At 76.5% G+C, this 22,682-nt stretch carries 6 protein-coding genes; all 6 read left to right on the top strand.

Annotated elements, in window-relative coordinates; all coding sequences use genetic code 11:
- A partial coding sequence (locus tag AB0469_RS39660; RefSeq protein WP_366456469.1) for a helix-turn-helix transcriptional regulator occupies window positions 1-1,572 on the top strand: 1,572 nt, incomplete at its 5' end.
- Window positions 1,569-4,571 (top strand): LuxR family transcriptional regulator, encoded by a 3,003-nt coding sequence (locus tag AB0469_RS39655; RefSeq protein ID WP_366456468.1) that lies wholly within the window; start codon window positions 1,569-1,571, stop codon window positions 4,569-4,571. The genes AB0469_RS39660 and AB0469_RS39655, both read left to right, overlap by 4 nt.
- A 237-nt stretch (window positions 4,572-4,808) precedes the next feature.
- Window positions 4,809-5,987, top strand: a complete 1,179-nt coding sequence (locus tag AB0469_RS39650) for a cytochrome P450 (RefSeq protein WP_366456467.1) — start codon at window positions 4,809-4,811, stop codon at window positions 5,985-5,987.
- A gap of 11 nt (window positions 5,988-5,998) precedes the next feature.
- Window positions 5,999-6,196 (top strand): ferredoxin, encoded by a 198-nt coding sequence (locus AB0469_RS39645; RefSeq protein WP_366456471.1) that lies wholly within the window; start codon window positions 5,999-6,001, stop codon window positions 6,194-6,196.
- Between the two features lie 233 nt (window positions 6,197-6,429).
- Complete coding sequence (locus tag AB0469_RS39640) at window positions 6,430-8,022, top strand: GMC oxidoreductase (RefSeq protein WP_366456470.1); 1,593 nt, start codon at window positions 6,430-6,432, stop codon at window positions 8,020-8,022.
- A 190-nt stretch (window positions 8,023-8,212) separates the two neighbouring features.
- On the top strand, window positions 8,213-22,682 hold a 14,470-nt coding region (locus AB0469_RS39635), incomplete at its 3' end, for a type I polyketide synthase (RefSeq protein WP_366456466.1).

Genomic DNA, 22,682 nt, shown 5'->3' with positions numbered 1-22,682 from the left:
GTCGGGCAGCGGCGGCCCGCAGCCGTCCTCCGGTTCGGGGCGGCCGTGTTCGGCCATCCAGTGCAGTGCCCTCAGCGCGGAGTGCTCGGCGGGGCCCGGCTGCGCGCGGCCGAACTCCTCGTGGCCCGCGGCGACGTCCTCACGCCCGCCGCCCGGATCGCCCGGGCCGCCGCCGACGCGGAGCCGGGCACCGCCGAGCACTCCGCGCTGAGGGCACTGCACTGGATGGCCGAACACGGCCGCCCCGAACCGGAGGACGGCTGCGGGCCGCCGCTGCCCGACGCCTGGCCCGCCCGGCCGGAACAGGCCGCCGAGGCCGCCGTGGCCGCCTGGCGGACCGCACAGCGGGGCCTGGACATCACCCGGGCCCGCGGGCTCGCCCGGGCCGCCCTGGCACCGGAGGCCCGTACACACGTGCCGCCGGCCGTCCGGACCGCCGCGGCGTACGCGCTCGTCCTGAGCGGGGACACGGAGGAGGCCCGCGGCGCCCTCGACGGGATCCTCGTGTGCGCCGGACGGCGGGACGCCCGGCCGGTGGCCGGCGCGGCCCTGCTCGTCACCTGCCTCGCCGAGCTGTGGGGCGGACGGGACGCGGCCGCCTCCGAGGCCCTGGACCGCTGCGAGGAGGTCATGCCGGGCCGCCTCTGGCACCCCCTCATGGCGCCCGGCCCCCTCGCCCTGCGGGCCCTGCTGGACCTGCGCCGGGGGGACGCCGACGCCGCCGCACGGATCCTGGAGACCCGGCTCCCGCCGACCGCCGAAGGCGGCCTGGCCTGGGCCTACCTCCTCTACGCGCGCGGACGGGTCCGGCTCGCGGCCGGCGAGCGGGACGGGGCCCTCGCCGACCTGCTGGAGTGCGGGCGCCGGCTGCTGGCCCGGCAGGCGGTCAACCCGGCCCTGCTGCCCTGGCGTTCGGCGGCCGCCCGGACCCGCGACCCGGGGGACCCGCTGGCGGTGCGGCTGCTCGCCGAGGAGCGCCGACGGGCCCTGCTCTGGGGCTCGCCCGTGGCACTGGCCACGGCGCTGGCCCCGCGCCCCGGCGGAGCCGCCGCGCCCGGAGCGGAGGCGCGGGCCCGGGGGCGCGCGGCCGGCTGGCAGTACCGGCAGGCGCTGGTGGCCCTCGGCACGGCCCCCTTCTCGGGCCACCTCACCGTCGACTCCCTCCTGGACGACGACCGGGCCGCGCCCGGGCCCGTACCGGACCGGGGTGCGACGGACCGGGGTGCGACGGACCGGGAACAGGACGGGGCCGTCCACCCGGCGACGGACCAGGACCACGGCGTGCGGCCGGACCGGCCGCGGCCCGCCCCGGCGCACGGGGGCCCGCCGGGGCCCCGGCGAGGAGCGGCTCCCGCTCCGGGCGGAGCGGCCGTCCTGCTGACCGACGCCGAGTCCCGGGTCGCGGCGCTCGCCGCCGGGGGCCTGCCCAACCGGGCCATCGCCGGGGAACTCGCCGTCACCCCCCGCACCGTCGAACAGCACCTGACGAAGGTCTACCGGAAGCTCGGCATCCGAGGGCGACCCCAGCTGGCCGCGGCACTCGAACGAACAGCGACGGAGGAACCGACATGACGCACCTGCTCCACCGGCAGCAGGAACTCGACCTGATCACGGCGGCGTTGGACGCCACGGGCCGCGGAGCCGGAGGCGGGTCCCTGACCGTGGTGACCGGGGGCATCGGCATGGGCAAGACCGCCCTGCTGAGGGCCCTGCCGGAACTCGCCGAACGCCGGGGCGTCCGCGTCCTCACCGCCAGCGGATCCCCGCACGAACAGGCCTTCGGCTTCGGCGTGCTCAGCCAGCTGCTGACCCCGCTCCTCCCGGCCGACGGCAGCGCCGTCACCCCGCCCGAGTACCCCGCCGGCGCCCCCGACGGCTCCGCACAGGACGCCGAACTGCTCGCCCTGGTCGCCGGACACGCCGACCGCAAACCCCTGCTCCTGCTCGTGGACGACCTCCAGTGGGCCGACGCCCCCTCGCTGCGCTGGCTCGCGCGGCTGGCCGGACGGCTGCCCCGCATGCGCGTCACCCTGGTCGCCGCCCTGCGCGAAGGCGACCCCGGCGAGGACGAACCCCGCCTCCACCACCTCACCGGTCGCGCCGCCGCCGTCCTGCGGCTGCGCCCGCTGTCCATCGGGGCCACCGCCGACCTCGTCGGCACCCGCCTCGGCAGGCCCGTGGACCAGGACTGCGCCCGCGCCTGCCAGGAGGCGACGGGCGGACACCCCCTGCTGCTCACGGCCACCCTCGACGCCCTGACCGCCGCCGGGGCGCAGGACCGCGGGGGACGGCTGCCCGACGCACGGACGATCCGCGGGATCCGGCCCGACGGCCTGCGCGAACGCCTCGCGGTGGTCCTGCGCGGCCAGCGGCCGCCGGTATGGCGCTTCGCGACCGCCCTCGCCGTCCTCGGCGAGGACACCTGGGCGGCCGCGGACGCACGGGACACCGGCCCCGGCAGGGACGCCGCGGACGCGGGTGCCCCCGGAGCAGCCGGCACGGGGGACACCGCCGGAACGGCCGGCACGGGGGACACCGCCCCCGGGGAGGAACCCGCCGCCCGGCTCGCCGGCCTCGACGCCACCGGCCGCGCCGAGGCGGTGCGGGCGCTGCGCCGGCTCGGCCTGCTGGCGGAGGACCCCGTACCCCGGTTCGTCCACCCGGTCGTCGCGGACGCCGTGGAGGAGGCGATGGACCCCGCCGAAGCGGAGACCGTGCGGCTGCGCGCCGCCCTCCTGCTGCACCAGGGCGGCCACCCCGCCGAGCGGGCCGCCGCACAACTGCTCGGCGTCTCCTCCTGCGAGGAGCCCTGGGCGCAGGAGGTCCTGCGGGCCGCCGCCGGCGCCGCCCTGCGCCGCGCGGACCCGGAGGCCGCCGCCCGCCACCTGCGCCGCGCCCTGCTCCTCGGCCCGCCCGACGGGCCCGCCCGCGCCGAGCTTCTCGTGGAACTCGCCACCGTCGAGCGGGACTTCGCCCCCAGGGCGGCGCTGCGCCACTTCACCCAGGCCCTGCTCCTCCTCCCGGACCCGGCCCGCCGCGCCCGCGTTGCGGGCCGGATACCTCCGTTCCTCCTCGACGACTGCCCGCCCGCCGTCCTCGACACCGTCTCCGCGACGGCCGCCGAGCTGGGGGACGCCGCGGCCCTCACCGGCACCGCCCGCCGCAGCGCCCTGCGGCTGGAGGCCCGGCTCCGGCACGCCGCCGTGGCCGGCCCGGCCGAACTGGCCGCCTCCGCGGACCGGCTGCGGGCCCTGGGCCCCGTCCCCTGCCTGGACAGCGCCGCGGACCGCGAACGGGTCACCGTCCTGCTGCACGGGGCGGTCCTGGCCCAACAGGTCACCGCCGCCGAGGCCGTTCCCCTCGCCGAACGGCTGCTCCAGCACGAGCCGGCCACCCCGGACCACGTCCACACCGCCCTGCCCCTGCTGACCGACGTCCTGGTCGCCGCCGACTCCCTCGGCACCATCGGCCCCTGGCTGCACACCGCCTACGACCGGGCCCGCCGCGACCGGGCCACCGTCCCGCGCGCCCTGATCGCCGTCGAGCTGGCCCACCTCGCCCTGGCCCGGGGAGACCTGGCGCTGGCCCGCGCCCACGCCGCGGAGGCCCTCGACCTGGACGCCACCGGCTGGGCCACCCTCCGTACGCTGGCCGCCGTCGTCCTGGCCGCCCTGGAAGCCCGGGACACCGCCCTGTGCGAACGGCTGCTGTCCGGCTCCGCGCCGGACGCCGCACACGGCCACCTGCCCTCCCTGCGCCTGCTCATCCGGGGCACGGCCGCCGCCCTGCGCCACGACCTGCCGACCGCCCTGGGCTGCTACCTCGACTGGGGCCGCACCGCCGAACGCGCCCACTGGCGCAACCCGGCCGTCGCGCCCTGGCGCTCCTGGGTCTCGGCGCTCCACTACCGCACGGGCCGCCCCGGCCAGGCCCACGACCTCATGGACGAGGAGTACGCGCGCGCCGTGAGCTGGGGCAGCCCGGTGGCCATCGGCCGCGCCCAGCGCGGCCGGGGCGCGATCACCGGGGGAGAACGCGGGCTGGTGCTGCTGCGCGAGTCCGCGGCCACCCTGGAACGGACCGCCCACGTCCTCGAACAGGCCCGTACCTCCCTGCTCCTCGGCAGACGGCTGCTGGCCGCCGGCCGGGAGGCCGAGGCCGAGCACCGGCTGACCCGGGCCCGGGAACAGGGGCTGGCGTGCGGGGCGCCCTGGATCGCCGACCGGGCCGGCCGGGCGCTGCACACCATCGCGGGATCCCGGGGCGCGGACGCGGTCGCCGCGCTGACCCGTACCGAACGCCGCGTGGCCGCACTGGCCGCCGGCGGCACCTCCAACCGGGCCATCGCCGAACGGCTGGAGGTCAGTGCCCGGGCGGTCGAGAAGCACCTCACCCAGGCCTACCGCAAGCTGCGCATCGACGGCCGCGCCGAACTCGTCCCGATGGCGCGGCTGCTGTCCGAGGAGTGCCCCGAAGCCCGGAGGCGGACGGGGGAGGGGCGGGGGTCCGGTGCGGGGCCCGGCGCGGGATCCGCACCGTACCGAACCGAAGCCTCCCGGTACCGCCCGTAACCGTACCCCCCGGCCCGCGCCCACAGGGTTAGTGCGCGGGGGATTGATTTCGTTGACACCTTTCACGGCGTCTCCATACCTTCGTGGTGGCGCCGATCGAACTGCGCGCACGGCGGAGTTCGCATTGCGGAGCGCCGTGTTGAGAAAGCGTTGACGCCGTATTGCGGCCGCGTTTCCGGGGGGTTCGGCCGCGATAGGGCCAGCCAAGGAAGGGCATTTATGAGCCAGGGTTTACCGGTGACCTTTACCACTGTCCGGGACGGATACTTCAACCCGCCTCCGGCGACCCGGACGCTGCGCCGGACCGAACCGCTGACGCGCATGGAATTCGCCGACGGCCATCTCGGATGGCTCGTCACGGGATATTCCGCCGCCCGGGCCGTCCTCGCCGACGCCCGGTTCAGCGCCCGCGGGGAGCTCAAGCACCCGCCGGTCCCGCGCGCCGCGACCCTGGACGAGGCCCCGGCGGCGCCCCCCGGCATGTTCATCCAGCACGACGACCCCGAGCACCAGCGCTACCGCAAGCTGCTCGTCGGGCAGTTCACCGTCCGGCGCATGCGCCTGCTCACCGAGTGGATCGAGAAGATCACCGCGGAGCGGCTCGACGAGATGGAGCGCCTCGGCTCCCCCTCCGACCTCTTCGAGCACTTCGCGCTTCCCATCCCCTCCCTCGTCATCTGCGAACTGCTCGGCGTCCCCTACGCCGACCGCGCCACCTTCCAGCACCACACCCACGTCTGGAGCAGCTTCGGGGAGTCCACCGAGGACGTCACCGCCGCCTTCCTGGAACTGGGGGCCTACCTGGGCGGCCTGGTGCGCCTCAAGCGCACCGACCCCGCCGACGACATCCTCAGCGGACTGATCACCGCCGACCCGGACCTCACCGACGAGGAACTCACCTCGATCGCCTTCCTGCTGCTGGTCGCCGGCCACGAGACCACGGCCAACCAGCTCGCCCTCGGCACCTTCGCCCTGCTGGAGCACCCCGAGCAGCTGGCCGCGCTGCGCGCCGACCCCTCGCTGATCGAGGGCGCCGTCGAGGAGAGCCTGCGTTACCTCAGCATCGTCCACCACGGCCCCACCCGGGCCGCCCTGGAGGACGTGGAGATCGAGGGCACCCTCATCAAGGAGGGGGAGGTCGTCATGGTCTCCCTCGCCGCCGCCAACCGCGACCCCGAACGCTTCCCCGACCCCGAGTCCTTCGACGTGACCCGCCGCGCCGCCGGCCACCTCGGCTTCGGCCACGGCATCCACCAGTGCCTGGGCCAGCAGCTGGCCCGCATCGAACTGCGGGTCGGGTTCACCGCCCTGCTGGAGCGCTTCCCGCACCTGCGCCTGGCCTGCCCGCCCGAGGAGATCCGCCTCCGCCACGACATGCAGGTGTACGGGGTGTACGCGCTGCCGGTCGCCTGGTGACGGACGGCCCGCTGCGGGTCGGGGTCGACCGGCGGCTGTGCTGCGGCGCCGGAATGTGCGCCCTGCTCGCCCCCGAGGTCTTCGACCAGTGCGACGAGGGCTTCGTGCTCCTACTCGACCCCGGCCCGCCCGCCGCCGCGCACGCCGCCGTGCGCGAGGCCGCCGACCAGTGTCCCTGCTCGGCCATCACCCTGCACACCGCCGACTGACGCCTCCCGAAGGGCTCCCGCGCTCCGCGCGGGGCCCCGCGTCACCCACGACGCCGCGCCCGCCGGCCCCGCGGGCCGCCCGCGTCCACCGGCGTTCGGCCTTCCCGACGCCTTCCCGGCGCCTTCCCGCGCCCGCCGGGCGAGGCGCCCTGCGTGCCACAGCCCGTCCCCTCCCTTCCGAAAGTCAGGTACCCACCGTGGAACAGCACCTCTCGCGCCGCCGCTTGCTCGGCATGACGGCCCTCGGCGCGGCGGCCCTCGCGGGCAGCACCACCATCGGCGCCCCCCGGGCCCTGGCCGCCGACCGCGCCGACGGCGTCGCGTTCGTCCCCGCCGTCGTCATCGGCACCGGCTACGGCGCCGCCGTCTCCGCCCTGCGCCTGGGCGAGGCCGGAGTCCGCACGGTCATGCTCGAAATGGGCCAGCTGTGGAACCAGCCGGGCCCCGACGGCAACGTCTTCGCCGGCATGCTCAAGCCCGACAAGCGCTCCAGCTGGTTCAAGAACCGCACCGAGGCCCCCCTCGGCAGCTTCCTCTGGCTCGACCTGGCCAACCGCGACATCGAGCCGTACGCCGGCGTCCTGGACCGGGTCAACTTCGACCAGATGTCGGTGTACGTGGGCCGCGGCGTCGGCGGCGGCTCCCTCGTCAACGGCGGTATGGCGGTGGCTCCGAAGCGCTCCTACTTCGAGGAGGTGCTGCCGCGCGTCGACGCCGCCGAGATGTACGGCCGCTACTTCCCGCGCGCCAACTCCATGCTCCGCGTCAACCACATCGACTCCGGCTGGTTCGAGAGCACCGAGTGGTACAAGTTCGCCCGGGTCTCGCGCGACCAGGCCCAGAAGGCCGGACTGGGCACCGTCCACGTCCCCAACGTCTACGACTTCGACCACATGCGGCGCGAGGCGGCCGGGGAGGTCCCCAAGTCCGCGCTGGCCGGCGAGGTCATCTACGGCAACAACCACGGCAAGCAGAGCCTGGACAAGACCTACCTGGCGGCCGCCCTGGGCACCGGCAAGGTCACCATCGAGACCCTGCACCAGGCCAGGACCATCCGGCAGCAGAAGGACGGCACCTACCTGCTGACCGTCGAGCAGCGGGACGCCGACGGCCGGCTGCTGGCCACCAAGGAGATCTCCTGCCGTCATCTGTTCCTCGGCGCCGGCAGCCTCGGCTCCACCGAACTGCTGCTGCGCGCCCGCGAGACCGGCACGCTGCCGAACCTGAGCCCGGAGATCGGCGCCGGCTGGGGCCCGAACGGCAACATCATGACCGCCCGCGCCAACCACGTGTGGAACCCCACCGGCGCCAGCCAGTCCTCGATCCCCGCCCTGGGCATCGACGACTGGGACAACCCCCAGAACCCCGTCTTCGCCGAGATCGCCCCCATGCCGGCGGGCGTGGAGACCTGGGTCAGCCTCTACCTGGCGATCACCAAGAACCCGGAGCGCGGCACCTTCGCCTACGACGCGGCGACCGACCGGGCAGCCCTGCGCTGGACCCGCGACCAGAACACCCCCGCCGTCAACGCCGCGAAGTCGCTGTTCGACCGCATCAACAAGGCGAACACGACGATGTACCGCTACGACCTCTTCGGCAAGCAGCTGAAGGCCTTCTCCGACGACTTCACCTACCACCCGCTCGGCGGCTGCGTCCTCGGCCGGGCCACCGACGACTACGGGCGGGTGAACGGCTACAAGAACCTCTACGTCACCGACGGTTCGCTCATCCCGGGCTCCATCGGCGTGAACCCGTTCGTCACCATCACCGCCCTGGCCGAACGGAACATCGAGCGCGTGATCCGCCAGGACGTCACCGCCGCCTAGCCGGCGGCGGGCGCGGGTCCGCCGGGCCCGCGGGCCGTCCGGTCCGGGTGGGCCGTCCGGTCAGGAAGGGCCGTCCGGTCCGGCACGCAGGGGAACAGCACGGGGGCCCTCCCCGGCATGCCCGCACGCCCCGAGGCGCTGCGGAACCAGCACACCAGCAGTAGTTCAACGGGTCGATGGAGCACACATGATGCGCGAGTCTGTTGCGATGCCGGAGGAATCCGGGAACGGCGCACACGAGGTGATCGTGGCGATCGGATCGGCACACCGCACGCCGGAGGACACCGGCGCGGGCCGGGCGTTCGACGCGGAATTCCTCGCGGACGCCACCGGAGACCCGTCGGACCCCGCCCGGACCGACGCCCTGCCGCACGGTCCGGCCGCGGCGGAGACCTGGTGGGAGGCGCTGGAGGACGCCGGAGTCGTCCCGGCCGCGGTTCCGGGGGCGGCCGCCGGCGTCTTCCTCGCCGTCCTCGGCGCACCGGACGCGCCGCTCCCGGCGGAGGAGGACGCCGCCGCCGCGGTCGGCGCCGTCCTGCGGCTCGCCGCCGGGTCCGCCCCGCTGCTGCGCCGCCTCCCCACCGGCGCCGACGCCCTGCGCGCGGCCCACCACAGCCTCGGCCGGGGCGAGAGCGCCCTCGCCCTGGCCGCCGGCCCCGGCGTCCGCCCGCCGGGCGCACCGGACGACGCGCCCGTCGGCTACGGCGCCGTCCTGCTGAAGCCCCTCGCCGGAGCCCGGGCCGACGGCGACCGCGTGCTCGCCGTACTGGGCGCCGACGGCCGCTTCACCGCGGCCGCCGACCTCGGCTGGAACCTCGGCCCGGACTCCGCCCCCGGCCCCGCGGCCGCCCCCGGCCACAGCACCGGCGCCACGGCCGGTCCCGACACCCCCGCCCCTGGCGGAGCCGCCACCGGCCGCGAGTCCGCCGCCGAACCCGCCTCCGGGGTCGCCGTCCTGGATGCCGACGCCGGTTCCGGCCGCGAGGGCGGAGGTGTCTCCGGCCGCGAGGCCGCCGCCGACGCCACCACCCCAGACGCCGGCGCCGATGCCGCTTCCGGCCCCGAATCCGTGTCCGGAGCCGCCGTCCTGGGCGCCGACGCCTCCGGCCGCGAGGCCGCCGCCGACGCCACCACCCCAGACGCCGCCGGCGACACCGGTGTCCGTTCCGGCCTCGTCGGCGCCCCCGGGGACGCCGACGGGGAGCCGGTGCCCTGGATGCTCTCCGCGGCCGGACCGGAGGCCCTGCGCGCCCGGGCCCGCGCGCTCCACGAGCACCTCACCGCACACCCCGGCCTCGACTTCGCCGCCGTGGGGCGGGCCCTGGCCGCCACCCGGCACCACTTCCCGCACCGCGCCGTCCTCCTCGGCGACGGCCCCGCCGGGCTCCTCGACGCCCTCGCCACCCTCGCCGACGGCGGATACGCCCCCGACGTGATCCGCGGCACCGGCGCCGGCCGACCGGCCGCCTTCGTCCTGTCCGGCATCGGGGGACAGTGGCCCGGGATGGCCGCGGAACTCCTCGACTCCTCACCGCAGTTCCGCACCGCCGCCCTGCGCTGCGAGCAGGCCCTCGCCCCCTTCACCGGCTGGCTCCTCACCGACGTGCTGCGCGGCGCCCCCGGCGCCCCCGGCCTGGACACCCCCGACGTCAGCGTGCCCGCCACCTTCGGCGTCCAGATCGCCCTCGCCGAGACCTGGCGGGCCCACGGGGTCCGCCCCCGCGCCTACGCCGGCCACAGCATCGGCGAGGTCGCCGCCGCCCACCTGGCCGGCGCCCTCACCCTGGAGGACGCCGCCCGCACCATCCACGCCTGGGGCGAAGCCCTGGCCGAACTCGCCCGGCACGGCGGCGACATGCTCGCCGTGAGCCTGCCCGGCCACCGGCTCCAGGAACGGCTCGCCCCCTGGGGGGACCGGCTGGTCATCGCCGCCCACAACGGTCCCGAGTCCCAGGTGGTCTCCGGCGACGGCGACGCCCTGCGCGCCCTGCGCGCCGAACTGGAGGGCGACGGCATCCGCTGCGGCGGCGTACGCCTCGGCGCCGCCGCCCACTCGGCGCACGCCGACGCCGTTCGCGACCGGATGGTCACCGCCCTCGCCGGCCTCGCCCCGCGCGCCGGCCACACCCCGCTCTACTCCTCCGCCACCGGCGGCATCGTCGACGGCCGCGCCCTCGACGCCGGCTTCTGGTTCGAGGCCCTGCGCCGCCCGGTCCGCTTCGAGCAGACCACGCACGCCCTGCTGGCCGACGGCCACGAGGCCCTCGTGGAGATCAACCCCCACCCCACGCTGACCGCCGCCATGCAGGAGACCGCCGCGGCCGCCGGACGCCACGCCGTCACCCTCGCCACCCTGCGCCGCGGCCAGGGCGGCCTGCGCCGCCTGCGCACGGCCCTCGCCGAGGCCTGCGTCCAGGGCGTCGACGTCGACTGGGCGACCGCCTTCCCCGCCGCCCCGGCGGAGCGCGTCCAGCTGCCGACCTACCCCTTCCGGCGGGCCACCCCCGCCGGCGGCCCGGCCGCGGCCGGCCGGCTCGCCCTGCTGCCCGGGGCCGAACGCGAGCGCACCGCCGCCGCCCTCGTCCGCTCCCTCACCGCCGCCCTGCTGGGGCTGCCCGGCCCGGACGCCGTCGCCACCGGACAGGCCTTCCGCGACCTCGGCCTGGACTCCGTCACCGCCGTCGAACTCCGGGGCCGCATCAACGAGGCCACCGGACTCGCCCTGCCGCACACCGTCGTCTTCGACCACCCCACCCCGGCCTCCCTGACCGGACGGATCCTCGCCGAGGTCCTCGGCACCCACGAGGACCCGGCCGACGAGGACACCACCGCCGCCGCCTGGGACGAGCCCGTCGCCATCGTGGCCATGAGCTGCCGCCTGCCCGGCGGCACCGACACCCCCGAAGCCCTGTGGCGGCTGCTCGCCGAGGGCGGCGACGCCGTGTCCGCGCTGCCCGCCGACCGCGGCTGGGACGTCGAGGGCCTCTACGACGCCGAGCCCGGCCGGCCCGGACGCTACTACCAGCGCGAAGCCGGCATGCTCCCCGAAGCCGCCGACTTCGACCCGGAGTTCTTCGGGATCTCCCCGCGCGAGGCCCTCGCCATGGACCCCCAGCAGCGGCTCCTCCTGGAGACCGGCTGGGAGGTCCTCGAACGCGCCGGCATCGACCCCGCCACCCTGCGCGGCACCCGCACCGGCACCTTCGTCGGCGCCATGAACCAGGACTACGGCCCCCGCCTCCACGAGGCGCCCGAGGACATCAGCGGCTACCTGCTGACCGGCAACAGCGTCAGCGTCGCCTCCGGCCGCCTCGCCTACACCCTCGGCCTCGAAGGCCCCGCCGTCACCGTCGACACCGCCTGCTCCTCCTCCCTGGTCGCCCTCCACCTGGCCGCCCAGTCGCTGCGCACCGGCGAATGCTCCCTTGCCCTGGCCGGCGGTGTCACCGTCCTGCCGACGGCCGGCTCCTTCGTCGAGTTCAGCAAGCAGCGCGCCCTGGCCCCCGACGGCCGCTCCAAGGCCTTCTCCGCCGACGCCGACGGCTTCGGCCTCGCCGAGGGCACCGGCATGGTCCTCCTGGAGCGGCTCTCCGACGCCCGCCGGGGCGGCCGCCGGGTCCTGGCCGTCCTGCGCGGCTCCGCGATCAACCAGGACGGCGCCTCCAACGGCCTCACCGCGCCCAGCGGCCCGGCCCAGCAGCGGGTCATCCGCCAGGCCCTCGCCAACGCCGGGCTGACGGCCGCCGACGTGGACGCCGTCGAGGCCCACGGCACCGGCACCCGCCTCGGAGACCCCATCGAGGCCCAGGCCCTGCTCGCCACCTACGGCCGGAACCGGCCCGAGGACCGGCCGCTGTGGCTGGGCTCCCTCAAGTCCAACATCGGCCACACCCAGGCCGCCGCGGGCATCGCCGGCGTCCTGAAGTCCGTCCTCGCCCTCCAGCACGGCCTCCTGCCCAGGACCCTGCACGCCGAGGTCCCCTCCCCGCACGTGGACTGGACCGCCGGACGGGTCAGGCTGCTGACCGACGCCGTGGACTGGCCCGCGACCGGCCGCCCCCGCCGCTACGGCGTGTCCTCCTTCGGGATCAGCGGCACCAACGCCCACGCCGTCCTCGAAGAGGCCCCCGCCGAACCCCCGGCGGCCGACCCGGCCCCGGAGGCGGACACCCCCGCCGAAGCCGTCGACGTGCCGTGGATCCTGTCGGCCCGCAGCCCCGAGGCCCTGGCCGCCCGCGCCGAAGCCCTCCTCGCGCACACCGCCGCGCACCCCGGCGCCCGCCCCGCCGACATCGGCCACGCCCTCGCCACCACCCGTACCGCCTTCGAACACCGCGCCGTCGTCACCGGCGCCACCGCAGCCGAACTCACCGAAGGGCTGCGCGCCCTCGCCGCCGGCGGCTCAACGCCCCGCACCGCCCGGGGCACGGCCGCCGACGCCCGCCGCGTCGCCTTCGTCTTCCCCGGCCAGGGCTCCCAGTGGGCCGGCATGGCCGCCGGACTCCTCGACACCTCCGCCGTCTTCCGCGAGCGCATCCACGCCTGCGGCCGGGCCCTGGCCCCGTACGTGGACTGGTCCCTGGAGGACGTCCTGCGCGGCGCCCCCGGCGCCCCCGCCCTCGACAGCGCCGACGACGTGGTCCAGCCCACCCTGTGGGCCGTCATGGTCTCCCTCGCCGAACTCTGGCGCTCCTTCGGCGTCGAGCCCTCCGCCGTCATCGGCCACTCCCAGGGCGAGATCGCCGCCGCCGCCGTGTCCGGCGCCCTGAGCCTCGACGACGCCGCCCGGGTCGTCGCCCTCCGCAGCCGCCTCCTCGCCCGCCTCGCGGGACTCGGCGGCATGGTCTCCGTCCCCGAACCCCTCGCCGACGTCACCCGGCGCCTGGAGCAGTGGGGCGAGCGGCTCGGCATCGCCGCCGTCAACGGACCCCGCTCCACCGTCGTCTCCGGCGACGCCGACGCCCTCGGCGAACTGCTCTCCGCCTGCACCGCCGACGGGGTCCGCGCCAAGCGGGTCCCCGTCGACTACGCCTCCCACTCCGCCCACGTGGAGCTCATCGAGGCCGAACTCGCCGAAGCCCTCGACGGCATCACCCCGCTCACCCCGCGCGTCCCGTTCTACTCCACCGTCACCGGCGAACCCGTCGACTCCGCCGCCCTCGACGCCGCCTACTGGTACACCAACCTCCGCACCACCGTCCGCTTCGAGCCCGCCGCCCGCCGCCTGATCGCCGACGGCCACCAGGTCCTCGTCGAATGCAGCCCCCACCCCGTGCTCGCCGTCGGCCTCCAGGAGACCGCCGAGGACGCCGCCGCCACCGTGGACGTCCTCCCCTCGCTGCGCCGCGGCGACGGCGGCACCGCCCGCTTCCTCACCTCCCTCGGCGAGGCCTGGACCCGGGGCGTCCCCGCCGACTGGGCCGCAGCCTTCGCCGGGCTGCGCCCGCACCCCGCCGACCTGCCCACCTACCCCTTCCAGCGGCGCCGCTTCTGGCTCGACACCGCCGCCCCGGCCACCCCCTCCGAGACCGGCGCCGCCCACAGCGAGGAGGAGGCCCGCTTCTGGGCCGCCGTCGAGAACACCGACGTCCGTGCCCTGACCAGCTCACTGGACCTGGACCCCGACGCCTCCCTCGACAGCATGGTCACCCGCCTCGCCGACTGGCGCCGCCGCTCCACCCGGACCGCGCGCATCGACGGCTGGCGCTACCGGATCACCTGGACCCCCACCGAAACCCGGGCCCGGCGCGGCAGCCGCGCCCCGCTCACCGGCACCTGGCTGCTCGTCACCACCGCCGCGCACCAGGACGGCACCACCGCCACCGCCGTTCACGGCGCCCTCACCGCCCGGGGCGCCCGCGTCGTCCGCATCCCGCTCGACCCGGCCGGCCGGCCCGACCGGCAGACCACGGCCGCCCTCCTCACCGACCGGCTCGCCGAGGCCGCCCTGGAGGCCGACGAGGTCACCGGAGTCCTCTCCCTGCCGGCCGACGACCAGGCCGGCGACCCCGCCGACGCGCCCGGCCACCACGTGCCGTCCGCACTCGCCGCCACCCTGGCCCTCGTCCAGGCCCTCGGCGACACCGGCATCGGCGCCCCCCTGTGGTGCGCCACCTCCGGGGCCGTGGCCACCGGCCCCGCCGACCCGCCCCGCCACCCCGCCCAGGCCCAGCTCTGGGGCCTCGGCCGGGTGGTCGGCGCCGAGTACCCCCAGCGCTGGGGCGGCCTCGTGGACCTGCCCGAAACCCTCGACGCCCGCACCCTCGACCTCCTCACCGGCCTCCTCGCCGACCCCGCCGGCGAGCAGGAGCTCGCCGTCCGCGCCACCGGCACCCTCGCCCGCCGCCTGGTCCGCGCCACCGCCGACCCGGCCGCCCCCGCCGGCGAACACACCCTCGCCCGCCCCCACGGCACCGTCCTGGTCACCGGCGGCACCGGCACCCTCGGCGCCCACGTCGCCCGCTGGCTCGCCCGCTCCGGAGCCGCCCACCTCGTCCTGACCAGCCGCAGCGGCCCCGCCGCCGAAGGCGCCGCCGAACTCCGCGAGGAACTCGCCGCCCTCGGCTGCCGCGCCACGATCGCCGCCTGCGACGTCAGCGACCGCGCCGCCCTCGCCGAGCTGCTCGGCGCCCTGCCCGCCGCACACCCCCTCACCGGCGTCATCCACACCGCCGGCGCCCTCGACGACGGCGTCCTCGACGCCATGACCACCGAGCGCCTCGCACACGTCCTGCGCCCCAAGGCCGAGGCCGCACTCCACCTGCACGAGCTGACCGCCGGCCACGACCTCGACTTCTTCGTCCTGTTCTCGTCCATCGCCGGCATCGTCGGCAACGGAGGCCAGGGCGGCTACGCCGCCGCCAACGCCCACCTCGACGCCCTCGCCCACCACCGCCGAGCCCAGGGCCTGCCCGCCACCGCCATCGCCTGGGGCTCCTGGGGCAGCGGACGCATGATGGGCCGCCACGCCGAGGAGCACCTCACCCGGCGCGGCATCCTCCCCATGCCCGCCGACCTCGGCATCGCCGCCCTGCGCCGCGCCATCGAGCACGACGACACCGCCGTCACCGTCGCCGACATCGACTGGGAGCGCTTCGTCCGCGCCTTCGCCCCCACCGGCGACTACCCGCTCCTGCACCGCCTGCCCGAAGCCCGCCGGATCCTCGACGGAGCCACCGCGACCGCCGGCCCGAACGGCCCCGCCGCGGGCGGCCCCGCCCTCGCCGGACAGCTGGCCGCGCTCCCCGGCGCCGACCGGCTCCGCACCCTGGTCGAGCTCGTCCGCACCCAGGCCGCCACGGTCCTCGGCCACTCCGGCGCCGACGCCGTCCAGCCCCAGCGGGCCTTCCGCGACACCGGATTCGACTCGCTCACCGCCATCGAACTCCGCAACCGCCTGGCCGCCGCCACCGGCCTGCGGCTGCCCACCACCGTCGTCTTCGACTACCCCAACCCGGCGGAGCTCGCCGCCCACCTCGACACCCTCCTCGTGGGCGGCCCGCGGGCCGCCGCGCCCGGCGCCGCGCCCGCCGCCCGGCCCGTCGACGACGAGCCCATCGCCATCGTGGCGATGAGCTGCCGCTTCCCCGGCGGGGTGACCTCCCCCGAGGGCCTGTGGAAGATCCTGTCGGAGGGCGAGGACGCCCTCTCCGCCTTCCCCGGGAACCGCGGCTGGGACCTCGACGCCCTCTACCACCCCGACCCGCAGCACCCCGGCACCACCTACGCCCGCGAAGGCGGGTTCCTCCACGACGCGGGCGAGTTCGACGCCGCCTTCTTCGGGATCTCCCCCCGCGAGGCCCTCGCCATGGACCCCCAGCAGCGGCTCCTCCTGGAGACCACCTGGGAGGCCTTCGAACGCGCCGGCATCGACCCCGCCACCCTCAAGGGCAGCCGCTCCGGCGTCTTCATCGGCTCCAACGGACAGGACTACGCCTCCGGCCTGCGCCGGGCCCCCGAAGGCGTCGAGGGCTACCTCCTGACCGGCCGGGCCGCGAGCGTCGTCTCGGGCCGCCTCGCCTACACCTTCGGCCTGGAAGGGCCCGCACTGACCGTCGACACGGCGTGCTCCTCCTCCCTGGTCGCCCTCCACCTCGCCGTCCAGTCCCTGCGCCAGGGCGAATGCGAACTCGCCCTCGCCGGCGGAGTCACCGTCATGTCCGGCCCCGGCATCTTCATCGAGTTCAGCCGCCAGCGCGGACTGGCCCCGGACGGCCGCTGCAAGGCCTTCGCCGCCGCGGCCGACGGCACCGGCTGGGGCGAGGGCACCGGCATGCTGCTCCTGGAACGGCTCTCCGACGCCCGCCGCAACGGGCACCGGGTCCTGGCCGTCGTACGGGGCTCCGCCATCAACCAGGACGGCGCCTCCAACGGCCTCACCGCCCCCAACGGGCCCTCGCAGCAGCGGGTCATCCGCCAGGCGCTCACGGACGCGGGGCTCGCACCGGCCGACGTCGACGTGGTCGAGGCCCACGGCACCGGCACCCGGCTCGGCGACCCGATCGAGGCCCAGGCCCTCCTCGCCACCTACGGCCAGGACCGCCCCGAGGACCGGCCGCTGTGGCTGGGCTCGCTCAAGTCCAACATCGGCCACACCCAGGCCGCCGCCGGCGTCGCCGGCGTGATCAAGCTGGTCCTGGCCCTCCAGCACGCGGAACTCCCCCGCACCCTGCACGTGGACGCCCCGACCCCGCACGTCGACTGGACGGCCGGCTCGGTCGAACTGCTCTCCGCCCCGGTAGCCTGGCCCGAGGCGGCAGGACACGTCCGCCGCGGCGGCGTCTCGGCCTTCGGCGTGAGCGGCACCAACGCCCACGTGATCATCGAACAGGCACCCGCACCGGCCGAGGCCGGGACCCCAGGGGACCCGGAGGACACCGGGGACGACCGGGCCGCGGACGCCACGGACGCCCCGGACACCGCCGTCGCCTGGCTGCTGTCCGCGAAGACCCCCACCGCACTGCGCGCCCAGGCCCGGCGCCTGCGCGCCCACCTCACGGAGCGGGAGCACGAGGAGGCCACCCCGGCCGACATCGGCTACTCCCTCGCCACCGGCCGGGCGGCCCTCCAGCACCGCGCGGCGGTCCTCGGCACCGACCGCGCCGAACTCCTCCGCGGCCTCGACGCCCTCGCCGGCGAGGACACGGCCGGCTCCGCCGCCCACGTCGTCACCGGCGGCACCGACCCGGCCACCGGCCACGGACCCGGCCGCACCGCCTTCCTGTTCTCGGGCCAGGGCAGCCAGCGCCCCGGGATGGGCCGCGAGCTGTACGCCGCCTTCCCGGTGTTCGCCGACGCCTTCGACGAGGTCTGCGCCCACCTGGACGGACACCTGGAACGGCCCCTGCGGGAGGTGGTGTTCGGCGAGGACGCGAAGCTGCTGAACCGGACCGGGTACGCACAGCCGGCGCTGTTCGCGGTGGAGGTGTCGTTGTTCCGGCTGGTGGAGTCGTGGGGCGTGCGCCCGGACTTCCTGGCCGGGCATTCCGTCGGTGAGTTCGCGGCGGCCCACGTCGCGGGCGTGCTCTCGTTGGAGGACGCGGCGAAGCTGGTGGCCGCGCGCGGCCGGCTGATGCAGGAGCTGCCCTCGGGCGGTGTGATGGTGGCGGTCCAGGCCTCCGAGGAGGAAGTCCGGGAGCTGCTGGACGGGCTGGAGGACCGGGCGGGCATCGCCGCCGTCAACGGGCCCGCGTCCGTGGTGGTTTCGGGAGCGGAGGACGCCGTTGCGTCCGTCGTGGACGGGCTGGCGGCCGAGGGCCGCAAGACCAAGGCCCTGACGGTTTCCCACGCCTTCCACTCGCCGTTGATGGACCCGATGCTGGCCGCCTTCCGCGAGGTCGCGGAATCGGTCGCCTTCGAGGCCCCTACGGTTCCGATCGTGTCCACCCTCACCGGCCGGACGGTCTCGGCGCAGGAGTTCTGCTCCGTCGACTACTGGGTGGGCCATGTCCGTGAGGCCGTCCGCTTCGCCGACGCCGTCACCACCCTCGCCGCGGACGACGTGCACACCTTCCTGGAGATCGGCCCCGGCGGCGCCCTGTCCGCGCTGGCCGGGGAGCTCGTCGACGAGCAGGCCGTCACGGTGCCCGCCCTGCGCGCCGACCGCGCCGAGGAACTCGCCGTCACCACCGCCCTCGCCCGGCTCCACGTCCACGGCACCCCCGTCGACTGGACGGCCTGGTACGCCGACCGCGGCGCCCGCCGCATCGCCCTGCCCACCTACGCCTTCCAGCGCGAGAACTACTGGCTGCACGTTCCGGCATCCGCCGACCCCGAGGCGATCGGCGTCACCGACACCGACCACCCCCTCCTGGGCGCCACCGTCGTGCTCCCGGACGGCGGCATCGTGCTCACCGGCCGCCTCTCCCTCTCCACCCACCCCTGGATCGCCGACCACACCGTCTCCGGAGCGGTCCTCGTCCCCGGTACCGCCTTCGTCGAACTGGCCCTGCGGGCCGGCCGGGAAGCCGGCTGCGCGCACATCGAGGACCTCACCCTGGAGGCCCCGCTCGTCCTGCCCGAGCACGGCGGGGTCCAGCTCCGCCTCACGGTCGGGGCGCCCGACCCCACCGGCCGCTGCGCCCTGGAACTCCACTCCCGCCCCGAGGACCCCGCCGCCTCCCGCGGCTGGACGCGTCACGCCGGCGGCACCCTGTCCGCCGAAGCGGCCCCGCCCCCGGTGGCGTCCGAGCTCGCGGCATGGCCCCCGCACGGAGCCGAACCGGTCGCCACCGACCACCTCTACGAGCTCCTCGACGACCTCGGCTTCGGCTACGGCCCGGTCTTCCGCGGCCTCACCGAGGCGTGGCGGCACGGCGACTCCCTGTACGCCGCCGCGGCCCTCCCCGCCCCCACGGCACCCGACGCCGGCGGGTTCGGGCTGCACCCGGCCCTCCTCGACGCCGCCCTCCACGCCTCCTGGCTCGGCCTGCTGTCCGGCACCGACACCGGCCAGGGCCTGCTGCCCTTCTCCTGGAGCGGCGTCGGCCTGCACGCCGCCGGGGCCCCCGCCGTACGCGTCCGGCTGACCCCGGCCGGCCCGGACACCGTCTCCGTCCTGGTCGCCGACACGGAGGGGCAGACCGTCGCCTCGGTCGACGCCCTCGTCCTGCGCCCGGTCTCCGCCGACCGGCTGCGCGCGGCGGCGGCCCCCCGCGCCGACACCCTCCTCCGGCTCGACTGGACGCCGGTCCGGGCGCCCGTCGACGCGCCCGAACCCGACTGCGTCGTGGCCCTCGCCGGCCCGGACCCCGACGGCGGCACGGCACCGGACGACCCGGCCGGAGCCGTACGCGCCACCGCCCACCGCACGCTCGCCCTGATCCAGGAGTGGCTCGCCGAGGAGAGGTCCGACCGGACCCCGCTCGTCCTCGTCACCCGCCGCGCCGTCGCGACCACCCCCGCCGAACGCGCCGTGCTGGACCCGGCCCAGGCCGCCGTCTGGGGCATGCTCCGCACGGCCCAGTCGGAGAACCCCGACCGCTTCGTCCTCCTCGACCTGGAACCGGGCATGGACCCGGACGCCGGCCCCGGCAGGGAGGCCCTGCGCGCCGCCCTGGCCACCGGCGAACCCCAGCTCGCCGTACGCGGCGGCACGCTCCTGCTGCCCCGCCTGACGGCCCACACGGACCGGCCGGCCGGCGACTCCCCGCAGCGCCGGGCGTTCCCGGCCGACGGCACCGTGCTGGTCACCGGCGCCACCGGCACCCTCGGCCGGCTCGTCGCCCGCCACCTCGTCACCGAGCACGGCGTACGCCACCTCCTGCTGACCGGCCGCCGAGGTCCTTCCGCGGAAGGCGCGGCCGACTTCGAGGCCGAACTCACCGCCCTCGGCGCCCGGGTCACCACCGCCGCCTGCGACGTGGCCGACCGCCGCGCCCTGGCCGACCTGCTGGCGGCGGTCCCCGCCGAGCACCCGCTGGCCGCCGTGGTCCACGCGGCCGGGGTGACCGACGACGGCATCGTCCCCGCCCTCACCCCGGACCGCGTCGACCGCGTCCTGCGGCCGAAGGCCGACGCCGCCCTCCACCTGCACGAGCTCACCCGCGACATGGACCTGTCCGCGTTCGTGCTCTTCTCCTCCGTCTCCGCCACGCTCGGCGGTGCCGGCCAGGCCAACTACGCCGCCGCCAACGCCTTCCTCGACGCCCTCGCCCAGCAGCGCCAGGCGGCCGGACTGCCCGCCGTGTCCCTGGCCTGGGGCCTGTGGGCCGACGGCAGCGGCATGACCGGCAAGCTGGACTCCACGGACCTCGCGCGGATCCGCCGCATGGGCCTCGTCGCCATGGACGCGGCCACCGGCCTCGCCCTGTTCGACGCCGCATGCGCGACCGGCGCTGACGTCCTCTTCCCCGTGCCGCTGGACCACGCGGGACTCCGCGTCCAGGCGGCCGAGGGCAAGGTCCCCGCCCTCCTGCGCGGGCTGGTCAGGACCCCGGTCCGCAAGGCCCACAGCGGCCCCGGCGCGCCCTCCGCCTCACCCGCGGACCGCGCCTCCGCCCTCGCCGCGACCCTGCACGGGCTCCCCGAGTCCGAACAGGAACGCATCCTGACCGACCTGGTGCGCGGCCAGGTCGCCACGGTCCTCGGCCACGCCTCGCCCGACCGGGTGGAACCCGAACGCCCCTTCAAGGACCTCGGCTTCGACTCGCTCACCGCCGTCGAACTGCGGAACCTGCTGGGCGCCGTCACCGGCACCCGACTGCCCGCGACCCTGGTCTTCGACCACCCCACCCCGCTGGCCCTCACCCGCTTCCTGCGCGCCGAGATCCTCGGCGACACCCCGGGCACCACCGAGCCGGTTCCGGCGGGCGTGCTGCCCGGCGGCCTCCCGGCCGTCGACGATCCGATCGCGATCGTGGGGATGAGCTGCCGGTATCCGGGTGGGGTGCGTTCTCCGGAGGATCTGTGGAGGTTGGTCGCGGAGGGTGGTGACGCGGTCGGCGGGTTCCCGGTGGACCGTGGCTGGGCGCTGGAGGCGCTGTACCACCCGGATCCGGATCACGCGGGGACGAGTTATGCCCGTGAGGGCGGGTTCCTGTACGGGGCGGGCGAGTTCGACGCCGCGTTCTTCGGGATCTCGCCGCGCGAGGCGCTCGCCATGGATCCGCAGCAGCGGCTGCTGCTGGAGACCTCGTGGGAGGCCTTCGAACGCGCCGGGATCGACCCGGCGACGTTGAAGGGTTCGCGTACCGGGGTGTTCGCCGGGGTCATGTACCACGACTACGGCTCCCGGCTCTCCGTCGTCCCCGACGGCTTCGAGGGCTACCTCGTCAACGGCAGCGCGGGCAGCATCGCCTCCGGCCGCGTGGCCTACACCTTCGGGCTGGAGGGGCCGGCGGTGACCGTGGACACGGCCTGCTCCTCGTCGCTGGTGGCCCTGCACCTCGCGGCGCAGGCCCTGCGCCAGGGCGAGTGCTCCATGGCCCTCGTGGGCGGGGTGACGGTGATGGCGACCCCCAACATCTTCATCGAGTTCAGCCGCCAGCGCGGGCTGGCCGCCGACGGCCGCTGCAAGGCCTTCTCGGCCGACGCCGACGGCACCGGCTGGGCGGAGGGCGCCGGCATGCTGCTCGTGGAGCGGCTCTCCGACGCGCGCCGCAACGGGCACCGGGTCCTGGCCGTCGTACGGGGCACCGCCATCAACCAGGACGGTGCGTCCAACGGTCTGACCGCGCCGAACGGGCCTGCGCAGCAGCGGGTGATCCGCCAGGCCCTGGCGCAGGCCGGGCTGTCGACCGGTGACGTCGACGCCGTCGAGGCGCACGGCACGGGCACGACCCTCGGCGACCCGATCGAGGCCCAGGCCCTCCTGGCCACCTACGGGCAGGAGCGGGACGCGGACCGGCCGCTGTGGCTGGGCTCGCTGAAGTCCAACATCGGCCACACGCAGGCCGCGGCCGGTGTGGCGGGCGTGATCAAGATGGTGATGGCCATGCGTCACGGGGTCCTCCCCAGGACCCTCCACGCCGACGAACCGTCCCCGCACGTCGACTGGTCGGCGGGAGAGGTGCGTCTGCTGACCGAGGCCCGGGAGTGGGCGGAGCACGAGGGCCGTCCGCGCCGGGCGGGTATCTCCTCCTTCGGCGTCAGCGGCACCAACGCCCACGTCGTCATCGAGCAGCCCGAACCGCACGGGGCACCGGAGCCGCAGCAGGCCCCCGAGGGCGCGCCGGCCTCCGGCGCGGCCGTCGTCTGGCCACTGTCCGCCAAGGACCCGGCGGCGCTGCGCGCGCAGGCCGGACGGCTCCTCGCCCACCTCACCGCCCACCCGGACCTGCACCCCCTCGACGTGGCCCTCTCCCTCGCACCCCGTGCCGCCCTGGACCTGCGGTCCGCCGTCGTCGGCACGCACCGCGAAGAGCTGCTCGGCGGTCTGGAGGACCTCCTCGCGGGCCGGCCGACGGCCACCGCGCTCCTGAGGGGGCAGACCCTGCAGGGCACGCCCGTCGGCGGCAGCAGGACGGCGTTCCTGTTCTCGGGCCAGGGCAGCCAGCGCCCGGGTATGGGGCGTGAACTGCACGCTGCCTTCCCGGTGTTCGCGGAGGTCTTCGACGCGGTGTGCGGGGCCCTGGACCCGTATCTCGATCTCCCGCTGCGGGAGGTGGTGTTCGGTGAGGACGTAGAGCTGCTGCACGAGACGCGCTTCACCCAGCCGGCGC

This window comes from Streptomyces sp. NPDC093801, assembly GCF_040701585.1.
GTDB lineage: Bacteria > Actinomycetota > Actinomycetes > Streptomycetales > Streptomycetaceae > Streptomyces.
The sequence above is the reverse complement of the archived record's forward strand: the minus strand, read 5'-3'. Positions and strand labels throughout refer to the sequence as shown.

Excerpts from the sequence above, each read along its gene's own strand:
- AB0469_RS39655 (WP_366456468.1), top strand. The coding sequence starts at position 1,569 with ATGACGCACCTGCTCCACCGGCAGCAGGAACTCGACCTGATCACGGCG.
- AB0469_RS39640 (WP_366456470.1), top strand. The coding sequence starts at position 6,430 with ATGACGGCCCTCGGCGCGGCGGCCCTCGCGGGCAGCACCACCATCGGC.